Annotated in this window: 13 protein-coding genes and 1 other RNA gene; 6 read left to right on the forward strand and 8 right to left on the reverse strand. The window is 50.0% G+C overall.

Annotated elements, in window-relative coordinates; genetic code table 11:
- Window positions 1-210: 210 nt before the first annotated feature.
- The 3 genes from N5E87_RS17770 to N5E87_RS17780 all read right to left on the reverse strand — a co-directional run bounded on the left by N5E87_RS17770 (window position 211) and on the right by N5E87_RS17780 (window position 3,374).
- Window positions 211-1,434, reverse strand: a complete 1,224-nt coding sequence (locus N5E87_RS17770) for an FAD-dependent oxidoreductase (RefSeq protein WP_279775571.1) — start codon at window positions 1,432-1,434, stop codon at window positions 211-213.
- 36 nt (window positions 1,435-1,470) lie between these two features.
- Window positions 1,471-2,694, reverse strand: coding sequence for a 2-octaprenyl-6-methoxyphenyl hydroxylase (gene ubiH / locus N5E87_RS17775; RefSeq protein WP_279775572.1), 1,224 nt, complete (start codon window positions 2,692-2,694; stop codon window positions 1,471-1,473).
- A 104-nt stretch (window positions 2,695-2,798) separates the two neighbouring features.
- Window positions 2,799-3,374: a UPF0149 family protein gene (locus tag N5E87_RS17780; RefSeq protein WP_011718291.1), complete on the reverse strand. Its 576-nt coding sequence runs from the start codon at window positions 3,372-3,374 to the stop codon at window positions 2,799-2,801.
- Between the two features lie 225 nt (window positions 3,375-3,599).
- On the opposite strand from N5E87_RS17780, the gene N5E87_RS17785 reads away from it, so the two are divergent.
- From N5E87_RS17785 to N5E87_RS17795, 3 genes are all read left to right on the forward strand, one after another.
- Window positions 3,600-3,902: a cell division protein ZapA gene (locus tag N5E87_RS17785; RefSeq protein ID WP_279775573.1), complete on the forward strand. Its 303-nt coding sequence runs from the start codon at window positions 3,600-3,602 to the stop codon at window positions 3,900-3,902.
- 115 nt (window positions 3,903-4,017) lie between these two features.
- Window positions 4,018-4,198: non-coding RNA, 6S RNA (gene ssrS / locus N5E87_RS17790), on the forward strand.
- 7 nt (window positions 4,199-4,205) lie between these two features.
- The gene (locus tag N5E87_RS17795) at window positions 4,206-4,883 is read left to right on the forward strand and encodes a 5-formyltetrahydrofolate cyclo-ligase (RefSeq protein WP_279775574.1); all 678 of its coding nucleotides are present in this window, start codon (window positions 4,206-4,208) and stop codon (window positions 4,881-4,883) included.
- 91 nt (window positions 4,884-4,974) lie between these two features.
- On the opposite strand, the gene folM is transcribed toward N5E87_RS17795, so the two are convergent.
- The gene (gene folM / locus N5E87_RS17800) at window positions 4,975-5,694 is read right to left on the reverse strand and encodes a dihydromonapterin reductase (protein ID WP_279775575.1); all 720 of its coding nucleotides are present in this window, start codon (window positions 5,692-5,694) and stop codon (window positions 4,975-4,977) included.
- Between the two features lie 210 nt (window positions 5,695-5,904).
- On the opposite strand from folM, the gene N5E87_RS17805 reads away from it, so the two are divergent.
- The gene (locus N5E87_RS17805; RefSeq protein ID WP_279775576.1) at window positions 5,905-6,294 is read left to right on the forward strand and encodes a DUF393 domain-containing protein; all 390 of its coding nucleotides are present in this window, start codon (window positions 5,905-5,907) and stop codon (window positions 6,292-6,294) included.
- A gap of 344 nt (window positions 6,295-6,638) precedes the next feature.
- Here the strand turns inward: N5E87_RS17805 and mdh are convergent, their stop codons facing one another.
- Entirely contained in the window at window positions 6,639-7,574 is a 936-nt protein-coding gene (gene mdh / locus N5E87_RS17810; protein ID WP_011718296.1) for a malate dehydrogenase, read from the reverse strand.
- 290 nt (window positions 7,575-7,864) lie between these two features.
- Between mdh and argR the strand changes: the two genes are divergently transcribed.
- On the forward strand, window positions 7,865-8,335 hold the full coding sequence (gene argR, locus N5E87_RS17815) for a transcriptional regulator ArgR (RefSeq protein ID WP_011624073.1): 471 nt from the start codon (window positions 7,865-7,867) through the stop codon (window positions 8,333-8,335).
- Between the two features lie 223 nt (window positions 8,336-8,558).
- On the opposite strand, the gene N5E87_RS17820 is transcribed toward argR, so the two are convergent.
- Window positions 8,559-9,191 carry an NAD(P)-dependent oxidoreductase gene (locus tag N5E87_RS17820; protein ID WP_279775577.1) on the reverse strand — a complete coding sequence of 211 codons (633 nt, stop codon included), beginning with the start codon at window positions 9,189-9,191 and terminating at the stop codon, window positions 8,559-8,561.
- Between the two features lie 103 nt (window positions 9,192-9,294).
- On the opposite strand from N5E87_RS17820, the gene N5E87_RS17825 reads away from it, so the two are divergent.
- Window positions 9,295-10,197: a LysR family transcriptional regulator gene (locus N5E87_RS17825; RefSeq protein WP_011718298.1), complete on the forward strand. Its 903-nt coding sequence runs from the start codon at window positions 9,295-9,297 to the stop codon at window positions 10,195-10,197.
- Between the two features lie 64 nt (window positions 10,198-10,261).
- Here the strand turns inward: N5E87_RS17825 and N5E87_RS17830 are convergent, their stop codons facing one another.
- Both N5E87_RS17830 and ggt read right to left on the reverse strand, forming a co-directional pair.
- Entirely contained in the window at window positions 10,262-11,203 is a 942-nt protein-coding gene (locus N5E87_RS17830; protein ID WP_279775578.1) for a Dyp-type peroxidase, read from the reverse strand.
- Window positions 11,204-11,409: 206 nt separating this feature from the next.
- Complete coding sequence (ggt, locus tag N5E87_RS17835; RefSeq protein WP_279775579.1) at window positions 11,410-13,122, reverse strand: gamma-glutamyltransferase; 1,713 nt, start codon at window positions 13,120-13,122, stop codon at window positions 11,410-11,412.
- Between the last annotated feature and the right edge of the window lie 123 nt (window positions 13,123-13,245).

Consider the following 13,245-nt stretch of genomic DNA (forward strand, 5'->3'; position numbering starts at 1 on the left):
ACCAACACAGCATAAAGTGCGTTAAAACCCGCCGGGACGGAGCGTCTAGGGCGCGCCACTTCTGCGTTGCATCAATTCAAAAGGTGCCCGACATTTTCTCATTGATGCGCCTTGAATTGGCGCACCTTAGGCGCTCTGAAACTCGTATCTGCTGGTTATTTGGGTATACGGATATTATCAGCAATTCTGATCACATTAGCGCAACCTAGGCTAGCGACATAACTTGGGGAGTGAGGACTTATTACCCATGGCCTGTTGCATGAACACTGTTTTCAGCCCAGCGACATTATCAACGAGGTTGAGTCCCAGATCGCGAATGGCTTTTTTAAGGGGATTGCTACCCTCGAACAGACGCTTAAAGCCTTCCATTGCCGCAATCATCTCCATCGCATCGGCCTTGCGCCAACGCTCAAGGGCGCGCAGCTGGGCATAATCACCGATATCTTTACCCGCATCGTGCAACTCGCCGATGACTTCGATAATGCTGGCGGCATCGAGGAAGCCTAAGTTTACCCCTTGGCCAGCTAATGGATGGATGGTGTGGGCCGCATCCCCCGCGAGCACTAAACGGTGGCGGGCAAAATGACGGGCGTAGCGCATCCGCAGCGGGAAGGCGTGACGTTCACTTTCAAGCTTACAGATCCCGAGGCGGCCATCGAAGGCGGCGGTGAGATTACGCTCGAACTGCTCCGGCGCCATCTCGAGTAACTCGTTAGCGCGCTCAGGCGGCACTGACCAGACAATGGAGCAGAGGTTTTCTTCATATAACGGCAGGAAGGCCAGCGGGCCGTCCTGCAAAAAGACTTGGCGGGCGGTGGCAAGGTGCGGCATTTCGCTGCGAATGGTCGCCACGATCGCATGGTGGCCATAATCCCAGAAAGTTAATGGGATCTTACATTGTTCGCGCACCCAAGAATTAGCACCATCGGCGGCAATCACGAGTGCGGCGCTCACACTTTCGATTTCGGCATCGGTGCCATTGGCTAAGGTCAACCAAGCTTCACGTTCACCAAAGGCGATACGCTCTATGCGTTGGTTTTCGATATGGGTGATATTGTCAAATTCACTGGCACGCTTGGCGAGGGCGTAGCTGATGGCATCATTTTCGATAATGGCGCCAAGGCTAGGTTCACTGATGCTGCTGGCATCGAAGGCAATTTTGCCAAAGCCGTCTTTATCCCAAACCGCCATTTTTTGATAAGGCGTCGCGCGGCTGGCATCTAAATAGTGCCAAGCGCCGAGGTGCTCGAGCAAACGTTGGCTCGCCTTATTGATGGCGCTGACCCTAAGCCTTGGCTCACCGCTCACGGCTTGGGTGCTTTGGGCATCGATCACGACGACATTCAAGTTGGCCTGCGCCAATCCTATCGCGGTGGCGAGTCCCACCATGCCGCCACCCACAATGGCAATGTCATAGGCTTGTGAACTTAACATGGGTACATCCTTTTCGCGTTGCGATACCAGTAATGATTATTTCCAGCCCATCGCCTTCTGCGCGACGGGGGTTTTCAGTGGCGGGAACCAAGATAACAGACGCAATCCCAGATTACGCCCAAGGGCCAAGGGCCAGTATTGGTTAGAGAAGCCACGGACTAAAAATTCAATATTGCGAATAGTGCTGTTTCTATCCGCCTCACGGGCCTGCAAATAGCTATGGGTGACGGCGACACCGCCAATATCCTCACCCTGCGCCAGCGCGCGTTGCAGCACCTCGAGCAGGCTGACGACATCCCGAAGACCCAAGTTAAACCCCTGCCCCGCTATCGGGTGCAGAGTCTGGGAGGCATTACCGATAAACACGCATCTATGGTGAATCGGCCTTGGCATGTAGGACAGGTTTAACGGATAAGCATGGCGCTCGCTGACGTCGATAAACTGGCCGGCGCGATAGCCAAAGGCATGCTGCAGCGCCGCTAAAAACTCGGCCTTGGGCGCTGTGAGCATCGCTTGGGCACGGCTATCGTCGAGTGCCCAAACGAGGGATAAACGCGGTTGGCCTTGGCTATCTGCCATCGGTAATAATGCCAGTGGGCCCGTCTCGGTAAAGCGTTCGTAGGCCCAGTGCTGGTGCGGCTTATCGGTTTGCAGATTAGCGATAATCGCGGTTTGCTCAAACGCCACTTGGGTGATGGGCAAATTAAAACTGCTGCGCACCTTAGACAGCAAGCCATCGGCGGCGACCACCAACTTAGCGCAAATGCGCTCGCCAGAATCGAGCACTAGGGTGTGGCTCTCGTTAGCAGGAATTAACTCTGACAGTTTTGCAGGGCAATAGAGCTTAACCTGAGTCTTGTGCAGCTCGCTAAACAGCACTTGGCCGACTCTTTCAAGCTCGACGACTTGCCCCAGCGCATCTAAGTGAAACTGACTGGCGTTGAGTTCCGTCATGCCAAAATGGCCGCGATCGGATACGTGGATATCCTTAATCGCCGTGCCTAAATGCGCCAGTTTCGGCCATAAACCTAAACGGGATAACTCGAAGATGGAACCATGGGCAATGGCGATGGAGCGAGCGTCAAAGCCGGGATGGCTGTTATCGGGAAGATGCGCCTCGATTAAGGCAATAGATAAAGGTTTTTCAGTGCCAGACAAACGCGCTAAGGCCAGCGCCAGGGTCGCCCCCGCCATGGCGCCACCAACAATGGCAATATCGACATTTTGAACTGAATTATCCATGTGCTCTGCTACCGTCATGGGGTTCTCATTCAAGCTATGGCATGGCTAAAAGCGTTTCGCCATCAGGATGTTAGATTTGAAACTCATTAAAGGCGGAATGATTCCGCCTCTCTCGTTAGTGATTAATGGATCACCGCTGGATCGTCGCCTTCACCGTGGCTTGGCTCAGGGCCGAACTCGGAATAGCACATAATGGCGGCGATACGCACAAATTCCAGTAACTCGATATAAGCCGTTTCCGATTCTTCATCGTCGGCCACATCGAATTCGACCTGAGCGATCTCGGCCAGATCTTTAATCACTTCACGCACTTCGGCCGAGGCTTTATTCAGCTTAGGCTGGATAATCGCGATGCCCGTTAAGAAGCTCTGCGTCCACAGGGATAAGGCCTCAACCCGTTGACTTAACGGTTCTTCCTCTTCTGGAAGCAGTGGCATAAAGCCAAACTCAAAATCACCTAAACGGGCAACCGAGTCTTGGAATAGCTCACACACCAATTGATGCAGAGGCGCCGGTAAAGGCTGACCATCATTCATCAGGTCAAATAAAGGTTTAATCCACAGATCACCAGTTTGCTCTACGCCACCGCAGATTAAACCCACAAGGGCACCGTGCACTTCCACGGGATGCTGACCAATTTCAGCCGCATCGAGGGCGATTTTTAAGCTGTCGATGCGTAACGAAGGAGGGGTCGCCATATCAGATTCCAATCAGAATTTTCCAGCAGCAATGCTAGCAGAGATAAAGACTTGAACCAACTCTGATCCGGCATTCTTGGGGGCGAAGATAAAAATTCCGGCAACTGCTCACACAAGCAGCAAACAAAACGGCGAATGTGCAATCCATCGGCGGCTCACCTTGCACTTTTAATATCAGCCCTATATAGTCCGCCCTATCGATGCCAACAAAAGGATCATCTTCGAATGAGTAATAGTGCAGTTGAAATCACCCTGCTAGGGCGCACCTACTCTATCGCCTGCCCGAAAGGTCAGGAAGATGCCTTACGTGTTGTGGCGCAAGGGGTTGAGCAACAGCTAACCACCTTAAAAAATCGCACTAATAGCTTAAGCCGCGAAGAAATTGCCATTATGGCGGCGCTGAATATTGGACACGAGTTGTTCCAAGAAAAGCAAAAGAATAAGCACTATATGAAACAAATGGATGACCGCATCAGCCTGTTGCAGTCAACCTTGGAAAACGCCTTAGTTGAGCGTTCAACCAAATAGATTTAGACTGTGCCACTCGGTGCCAAGCACCATCTATCTGATAAGAGTTGCACAGTGAATGGCTAAACTGGCCTATACTTTTTATGCCAAGATTTTAGCGATTCAATACCGTTTTTGCTCCCTGGGGTGCAGGCCAACTGGTAATGTCCCTGTGCCGATAATTTTGATCTCAGGGTGAATGCTTTACTGACATTGAGCATGCTCGGCTCGTACCGAGAAGCCTTAGGAGGTAATCATTTACCCGCCTTGAACCTACGGTTCAAGGGCTACACCGGTAGCGGCATTCTGGGGAGCATCTTATTTATGTCTATCACTTCACCTGTCTCGAACACATCAGCCCCAACAGTCAAGGGGCCACACGGCACTCAGTCTGAAATTGATACCCAATCGCTAAACCCAACTCTAAGCCGCGACGAATTACGCAAACAGATCCGCTTGGCTCGCCGCTCGCTTTCGACAGAGCAGCAGGCAGAGGCAAGCCTTGCCGCAGGTCAGCGAATGCTCGAAAAACTCAGCACGCTGAATGCCCAGCATGTCGCACTTTACCTCACCCACGATGGTGAACTGGCAACCGCCCCGCTTATCGAAGCGCTTTGGCAACAGGGGATTCACACCTATCTGCCACGGCTCCACCCCTTTAATGCAGGGCAATTATTGTTTTTGCATTACCAAGCCGACTCGCCAATGCAGCCGAATCAATTTGGCATTTTAGAGCCGAAATTGGATGTGCGCGCCGTGATGCCGATTGAACGGCTCGATGTGGTGATCACCCCGCTGGTTGCCTTTGATATCAAAGGTAATCGCATGGGCATGGGCGGCGGCTATTACGACAGAACGCTTGCCAATTGGCACAACAAAGGTAAACCTCTGCCCATGGGTTACGCCCATGATTGCCAGCAAGTGACAGCCCTGCCCTGCGAGCATTGGGATGTGCCTTTACCCTTTATCATCACCCCAAGCAGAGAATGGCGGTTCGACTAGGCCGTTTATTCCTTTAAATCCAGCTACTTTTTTAAATCCAGTTACTTTTTTAAACCCAGAACTTGATTAAGTTCACTGCTATCACGCAGCTTTACTTTAAATGCCGCCCACCATCGACATTGTGGTTACGCCCTGTAACGTAGCGGCTCGCCAACAGATAATCCACTAAGGTGATAATCTCTTGATTTCCAGCTTCTTTTGGCAAGATGGCCTTAGCCAAGGTCTTTTGCCGATAGGCTTCATCATCGCTCGGATTAAAAAGGATCATCGCCGGAGCAATCGCATTAACTTTGACCTCGGGTGCCAATTGCGCCGCAAAGGATAAGGTTAAGTTATCCAGCGCCGCCTTGCTGGCCGCGTAAGCCATGTGCTTGGCACTGCCCTTTTCGGCCACATAATCGGTGAAATGGATAATATCGCTGGCGCCAATCTCGCCCTCGGCTCCCGCTCGCAGCTGCGGGGCTAAGGCCAAGTTCATTTGATAGGGCACGCTCACATGCACCTGCATCATGCGCTGCATGACTTCATGGGCGGCAAGGCTTGGGCTGTTGTCTGGCAGCCAGTCAGAGGCATTATGGATAATGGCGCGGATTTTGGGGTATTGGCTCAATTGCTCAATCAGGGTTTGCAGCTGCGCATTATCGTAAAAATCGCATTGGATTAAGGTCGCGCCCAAAGACTGCAACTCATCGATGCTGGGATAATGGCTGCGATAGGTGCCAATCACCTTGTGCCCTTGGGCGAGCAAGTGTTTCGCGAGGGCGTAGCCAATGCGTTTACCCACGCCAGTGATAATAATGGGAGCTGTCATATTCATCCTGTTATTTGCCGAGTACGGGCTTGTGCGTTCAATGCAGGGCAAATCTAGTTAGCTAAATTATCAATAAAGCAGTGTAATACGCAGAATGTTACTGTCTTTATTGTCTTGCGCCTAATTATTAAGGTATGAAAGGCTGCGCGATTTAGATCTAAAATGATGGCGCCTGCGTATACTCGAGGCGAGTTTAATCGAGGAAGCCCTATGGAACTGCGAATTTTTTACGACGGCAATTGCCCTTTATGTTGCGCCGAAATGCGTCAGCTTAAAGCGCGCGATCCCGATGATCGCATCGAACTTGTGGATCTTAATGCTGACAATTTCAGCTCTCGATTCAGCTATATCGATAAAGACTACGCCAATACCATTCTCCATGGCGAAACCGCCTCTGGCGACGTGCTGCTAGGGCTAGATGTCACCTGCAAAGCATGGGCACTAACTGGCACTCGCCCTTGGGTACAAGTGCTACGCTTACCGCTTATCAAACCTATCGCGGATTGGTGCTACCTGAGATTCGCCAAGCACAGATACCGCATCTCTTACTTACTGACGGGCAAGGCGCGCTGCGACAATCAATGCCAACTGCCTAAGTAGTTATACCAATCGTATTAAATATCTGTTCATTCAGCGGGAGTTCAACGCGCTTTAGACAAGGCGAAGGCTTGAAGGCATAGTGGTGCTCTGTCGAAAGCCTTAAACGCAGTATAAAGCGCGTTGAAACCCGCCCTTCGGGAGCCTCACAGGCATCCCACTCCGGTGTTGCATTGACTTAAAAGGGAATGACCATTTCTGCGTCAATGCGCCTTGGATTGAAATGCCTGTGAGGCTCTGAACTGATTAGATATTTAATGTGATTGGTATTAGCCTCAAGTAAAGACTCAAATTCTGCCCATAAAAAAACGGAGCCATTGGGCTCCGTTTTTGATAATCCAGATGGATTACTTAACGAAATCAACGCCTAGTTTGATATCGCCTTTCAGCGTATCTAACATAGAATCACGGGCGTTAGCTTCGAATGCGCTCACTTCACCGTAAGGCAGTACTTTTTCGATACCGTTTTTGCCTAACAGCACTGGTTGAGCGAAGAATTCTGCGTGCTCGCTGCCGCCGTCAACGTAAGCACATTCAACGATGTTAGCTTCGCCTTGTAGACCACGAACCAGAGACATACCGAAACGGCAAGCCGCTTGACCCATAGACAGAGTCGCGCTTCCGCCACCAGCTTTAGCTTCAACCACTTCTGTACCCGCGTTTTGGATACGCTTGGTCAGAGAAGCGACTTCTTCATCAGAGAAAGTCACGCCTTCCACTTGAGACAGTAATGGCAGAATAGTCACGCCGCTGTGGCCGCCGATGACGTTCACTTTAACGTCAGCAACGTTTAAGCCTTTTAACTCAGCGATGAAAGTTTCAGAACGGATAACGTCCAGAGTCGTCACACCGAACAGACGATTCTTGTCGTAAACACCCGCTTTCTTCAACACTTCTGCTGCGATAGCAACAGTGGTGTTTACTGGGTTAGTGATGATACCCACTAAGGCTTTAGGGCAAGTCACTGCCACTTTTTCGATCAGGTTACGAACGATACCTGCGTTGATGTTGAACAGATCTGAACGATCCATACCAGGCTTACGCGCAACACCAGCAGAAATTAGAACAACGTCAGCACCTTCCAGTGCAGGCGTTGGATCTTCACCAGCAAAACCTTTGATTTCAACCGCAGTAGGGATGTGGCTCAAGTCAACCGCAACACCCGGAGTAACCGGTGCGATATCGTATAGAGACAGTTTAGAACCCGCAGGTAATTGAGTTTTTAACAGTAGGGCGAGAGCCTGGCCGATACCACCAGCAGCACCAAGTACAGCAACTTTCATAGTTATCTCCGTTATTTCTCGGATATGTGTGACATGGATCTAATTTCCGTTGGCGTCACATTACTGGAATGTCACGTTAATTTCAATTATCCCTTAGTCGTGGAGACAAAGTTTTAGCGAAACTGAGCATTCCAATGTTGAATATTTACTCTAGTTCAATATCAATACCGACAACACGGCTATCCAGCCATCCGTTAATTGCATTTTTATTCAGTCATAATGGTTATTTGTTGACAGTTTGACCAAAACTATTCAAAATACGCCTGTTTTTTTGAATAAAGAATAAGACTATGCAAACGACCAAGAATCAGGATGACCTTGTTAGAATTTTTAAGGCGATTTTAAAAGAGGAGCGCTTTGGCTCCCAGAGTGAAATTGTCGCCGCTTTACAAGCAGAAGGCTTTAGCAATATTAACCAATCGAAAGTGTCTCGGATGCTCAGCAAGTTCGGTGCAGTACGCACCCGCAACGCTAAGCAGGAGATGGTTTATTGCTTACCCGCTGAACTAGGCGTGCCTACCGCAGGCAGCCCGTTAAAGAACTTAGTGCTCGATGTTGACCATAACCAAGCCATGATTGTCGTTCGCACCAGCCCTGGCGCCGCGCAATTAATTGCCCGTTTATTGGATTCCATCGGTAAGCCAGAAGGGATTTTGGGGACCATTGCCGGAGACGATACTATCTTTATTTGTCCATCCAGCATCCAAGATATCGCCGATACCTTGGAAACCATCAAATCTTTATTCAACTACGCAGAATAAAAAAACAGGTCAGCTTGCTGACCTGTTCTCTTTTATCTGTACGCTTTTCAGTCCAACATTGCCCTCATTTCAGGGCTAGTGTCCCGATTACGTTACAGCATAAGACCTATCTGTTGGCTTGAATGACGCTTGCTTGGAACAAAGACTCGTCACCCCGAGCTCACAAACCTTAGCTTATTGACCTTAACTCATCGACATTAGTCGTCGACCAGAGTCTATAGCCTTAGTAAGCCACACTGATCCTTTGATTAGGATGCGCCACGTTTTCCGCTTCATCGAGCATCGCTTTGGCGTAGTCGGCCACTGAAATCTTGCTCTGACCATTCGCATCGGTAAAGAAGCTATCTCCGCCTAAACGGTAAGGACCTTCGCTGGCGCCTGGGTAAATTTCTGCCGCTGGACTGACAAAAGTCCAGTTAACCATAGTATTGGCGGCGCGAAATGCCTTCAATGCCTCACCTTGAGCCAAGGCTTCATCCTTATAGGCAGGCGGGAAGTCTGGACTTGAAACCAAGGTCACTCCCGGTGCCACTTCTAAACTCCCCGCACCACCGACCCAAAGTAGACGTGGCACTTTTGCCTGTGGCAACACGGCTAATAGATTATTGACCGTTTTTGCCACTAAGCCGTGATTCTGCTCGGCGCGCGCACCCACTGCGGCAATCACTAAATCGACACCCGCAAATGTGTCGGCTTCCAATGGCTGAGTCAGGTCAACACTACGCACTTCTGCTGCTGTTTCGCCAAGCTTGCTTGGGTCACGCACTAAGGCAACCACTTCATGACCACGGCTCAGCGCCTCGTTAAAAATGGTTCCGCCAATCCAACCTGATGCACCTAATACTGCAATTTTCATTTGATAAGTCTCGCTACTGATTTAAATTGAGACCAGTTTACTTGCGACACTTCACGTGATAAATATCGATAAATGAGCATGATTATTTCAGATTGAGATACTAATGGATAAAATCGCCGCCATGCGCAGCTTTATCGAAGTGGCCAACTGTGGCAGCTTTACTAAGGCCGCAGAACACCTCGATCTCAGTCGCCTACAGGTTTCACGTCATATTCAAGAAATTGAGCAATGGCTGAGTTTACGTTTATTGCACCGCACGACCCGCAGCGTCAGCCTCACTCTGCAGGGGGAAGAAGCCCTGCAATATTGTCAGCGGGTGCTGAGCGAAGTCGCCGCAATGGAAAGCCGCGCCCATAGTCATAACACCGAATTAGTTGGCAGTATTCGCATCGCTACGCCCGTCGGGCTTGGGCAGCACAGTCTGTTTGATGTGGTCGATCGCTTTATAAAATTGCACCCTAAGGTCAATATTCAGCTGTTAATGTCGGACAGTTTTGCCCAGTTGGTGGATGAGCGGGTGGACGTGGCACTGCGCTATACCGAGCAGCCCGATGAGAATTTGATTGCCCGCAAACTGATGAGCATAGATGCCGTGCTGTGCGCCGCGCCCAGTTACTTGGCTCAAGCCGAGCCGCTAACCGTCCCTAACGATCTACTCAGCCATAATTGCCTTATTCATAGCTCGCAGCAACACTGGCAGCTACTCAAGGAGCAACAGAGTGAGCTGATTAAACCAATGGGGAATCTGATGGCGAATGAAATGGGAGTGCTGGTTAGCGCCGCATTGCGCGGGCATGGCATTGCCTACTTGCCCTGTGACTTAGCTAATCCCTATCTCGCCAGTGGCCAACTGCAAGAAGTGCTCCCCGAATACACGGCGCCAGGGCAAACCCTCTGGGCGGTGTACCTCTCCCGCAGTTATCAACAAGCGCTGGTGCGCGCCTTTATCGATTTTACCGCCCAGCAGTGGCAGCAGGATCTCAGCAAGTGGACGACGGCGAGTTAAGCCCACAAACAAAAACGCACTGAGGCTTTAAGGCTCAGTGCGTTGAGTCGCGGTTTACAAAGGCTTAATTATCGAACTGCATCAAAAAATCTAAGCTTGGGGCGAAGAAAGAAGACCCCGTCAAGGCACTGGTAAAGTGCATCAAGTGATCGTGGTTACCCGCACCATCGCCAAACACCATGCTGTGGAGCATCTTCTCAAAGTGCTCTGGGGTGCGACAGGTTGAAATAAACATCAGCCCTTGCTCCTTGAGCGAACCGTAAGGCATGCTCTGGCGCAAAATCTCAATCGACTTGCCGTTGTCATCCTTGAGGTTGACCCGCTTGATATGGCTGGTTAATGGCTTATCTTCCGACTCGTATTCGATGTTGTCTTGCTTAGTACGACCGATAATATCTTCTTGCTTTTTAAGCGGTAATCTATGCCACTTACTCAAGTTATGGGCGTACTTTTGCACATGAATGTAGCTGCCGCCCTTAAATTCAGGCTCTTCATCCCCGACCAAGGCAACCTCTTGACGATGGCGCCCTTTCGGATTTTCAGTGCCATCGACAAAGCCTGTTAAGTCGCGACTATCCATAAATCTAAAGCCGCGTTCCTCTTCGACTAACTCGACTAAGTCTTCGAACATTTGGCTGATTTCGTTGGCGACTAAATGCAAAATGTCGTAGCGGTCGCAGCGAATATGCACAAACAGATCGTATTCGATCGCTGGCGCCTCACGGTTACCCGCTTGCATCGCTGGGAATGGTTTGAGCATCTCGGGGCGAGCATCGGGATAGAGGCTGTCCCAATAGTTGGCGCCTATGCCCACAAAACCATTGAATGCGCTGTCGGAGTATTGATCCGTCAACTCATAAATATACTGCGCAACGTTGGCAATACAGGGACGCAATTGCGATTCAACGTTATCGTTGTCGCTCGCATTAAACATCAAATAGACGCTATGTAAGTTTCCCTCTGCACACACACCCAACTGTTCACGCGGCATATTTTGAATATCCATCTGGTTATCACCCTTTTGTCGATTCATTTTCGGCAATATTATCCGCAACTTTACCTGAAAATGACATTAAGTAACGCACAGTTTGTCCGTCTTTGTAATGTAAACACGTTTGTAGACTGGAATATAAAAATTGACGAGGCCATTACGCCTCGTCAATTCGTCTTACGCAAGCTTCGGCGTTCATTACGCCAAAGGCGAATTATGCCTTAGTAACCTGCGGCATAACCATCTTTACGGCTCTCTGATGCGCCGCGGTAAACGCCCGTTTCGGCATTAAAACCAATGGCTTGGTATCCGCCAAAATCACCGAGACCATCGCGTAGCACATGGCCTTTCTTAATTAGCTCACGGCGGGTTTCAACGGGGAAGCCTGATTCTAAGCTCACATAGCCGCCGTCATTCATCACCTCGCCCGTAGGCTCGGTCGAACCTGTGTGCAAAATTCTGGGGGCATCGCCCGCTTCTTGCAAGTTCATTTTAAAATCAATCAGATTAACAATAATCTGCGCGTGCATTTGCGGCTGCGTTGCACCGCCCATCACCCCAAAACTCAACCAAGGTTTACCGTCTTTAGTCACAAAAGCGGGAATAATGGTATGGAAGGGACGCTTACCCGGCGCGTAGGTGTTGAAACGACCTTCGGTGAGATCGAACATCTGCCCGCGATCCTGCAATACAAAGCCGAGATCCGGTGGCGTCATACCCGAGCCCATGCCGCGGTAGTTACTCTGGATCAGCGACACCATATTGCCGTCTTTATCAGCAGTGGTGAGATATACAGTATCCCCATGTTGCAGCGCAGGATTCCCAGCATCGACACTCTTAGCCGCCTTGTTTAAGTCGATAAGTTTGGCGCGCTCGTAATTGTATTGCTGCGAAATCAACTCTTTTACAGGCACTTTGTTAAAAGCCATATCGGCATAGAATTTAGCACGGTCAGCAAAGGCGAGTTTTTTGGCCTCTACGAATAAATGCACATATTCGGGGCTGTTAAAGCCCATGGCCGCAACATCGAAGGGCTCCATGGTTTTTAAGATCTGTAGTGCAGCAATCCCCTGCCCATTGGGCGGCAGTTCCCACACATCGTAGCCACGGTAGTTGGCCGATACGGGTTCAATCCAGTCGCTAGTATGGCTGGCTAAGTCTTCATAACTTAAATAGCCACCTTGAGCCTTGATGTATTTATCAATACTTTTGGCAATATCACCCTTGTAAAAGGCATCGCGGCCGCCTTTGGCAATTTTCTCATAGGTGTTCGCTAATGCAGGATTTTTGAAGATTTCGCCCATCGCAGGCATTTTGCCATTGGGCATATAGGTTTCTTTAAAACCGGGGAATTTAGCGAGTTTTTTACCACTGCCATTAAGGTAATAGGCAATCAGCTCAGAAACGGGGCAACCTTCGCGGGCATAACGAATGGCTGGGGCTAAATTATCGGCCATTGGCAGTTTGCCGAACTTATCGTGCAGCTCGTACCATCCATCCACCGCACCGGGAACCGACACGGGCAGCGGCCCAAAGGGAGGTAAATAATCTAATCCGAGGGATTTGAGCTTCTCTAGGGTTAAGGATTTGGGGCTACGACCCGAAGCATTGAGGCCATAAAGCTTTTTATCTTTAGCGCTCCAGACAATGGCAAATAAATCGCCACCAACCCCAGCGCCAGTAGGCTCGACTAAGCCCAGCATGGCATTGGCGGCAATCGCCGCATCCACAGCACTGCCGCCCTGTTTTAATACATCAATCGCCACCTGAGTCGCTAGCGGTTGGCTGGTCGCCGCCATCCCATGGGTGGCATACACTTCTGAGCGCGTCGCAAAGGCTTTACCCGTGATCCTATCCATGGCCAACACTCCTGATGACGACATTGCTGTCGCCACTGTGACTAAGGTACAAATTGATTTTATTGTTTTTATCATAATTCCTCCCACTCTGGAGGAATTAAGGTAACAAGGAAGGCTGAAAATATCATCAATCTAGCGTTTTTTTGACCAAGTTAAACGTAAGCAAAAATGTCATACTTTATGCTGACACAGTGACAT

The organism is Shewanella sp. GD03713, from assembly GCF_029843705.1.
Lineage (GTDB): Bacteria > Pseudomonadota > Gammaproteobacteria > Enterobacterales > Shewanellaceae > Shewanella.

Coding starts and splice junctions, on each gene's coding strand:
- N5E87_RS17770 (WP_279775571.1), bottom strand. CDS start 1,434: ATGTTAAGTTCACAAGCCTATGACATTGCCATTGTGGGTGGCGGCATG.
- ubiH (WP_279775572.1), bottom strand. CDS start 2,694: ATGACGGTAGCAGAGCACATGGATAATTCAGTTCAAAATGTCGATATT.
- N5E87_RS17780 (WP_011718291.1), bottom strand. CDS start 3,374: ATGGCGACCCCTCCTTCGTTACGCATCGACAGCTTAAAAATCGCCCTC.
- N5E87_RS17785 (WP_279775573.1), top strand. CDS start 3,600: ATGAGTAATAGTGCAGTTGAAATCACCCTGCTAGGGCGCACCTACTCT.
- N5E87_RS17795 (WP_279775574.1), top strand. CDS start 4,206: ATGTCTATCACTTCACCTGTCTCGAACACATCAGCCCCAACAGTCAAG.
- folM (WP_279775575.1), bottom strand. CDS start 5,694: ATGACAGCTCCCATTATTATCACTGGCGTGGGTAAACGCATTGGCTAC.
- N5E87_RS17805 (WP_279775576.1), top strand. CDS start 5,905: ATGGAACTGCGAATTTTTTACGACGGCAATTGCCCTTTATGTTGCGCC.
- mdh (WP_011718296.1), bottom strand. CDS start 7,574: ATGAAAGTTGCTGTACTTGGTGCTGCTGGTGGTATCGGCCAGGCTCTC.
- argR (WP_011624073.1), top strand. CDS start 7,865: ATGCAAACGACCAAGAATCAGGATGACCTTGTTAGAATTTTTAAGGCG.
- N5E87_RS17820 (WP_279775577.1), bottom strand. CDS start 9,191: ATGAAAATTGCAGTATTAGGTGCATCAGGTTGGATTGGCGGAACCATT.
- N5E87_RS17825 (WP_011718298.1), top strand. CDS start 9,295: ATGGATAAAATCGCCGCCATGCGCAGCTTTATCGAAGTGGCCAACTGT.
- N5E87_RS17830 (WP_279775578.1), bottom strand. CDS start 11,203: ATGGATATTCAAAATATGCCGCGTGAACAGTTGGGTGTGTGTGCAGAG.
- ggt (WP_279775579.1), bottom strand. CDS start 13,122: ATGATAAAAACAATAAAATCAATTTGTACCTTAGTCACAGTGGCGACA.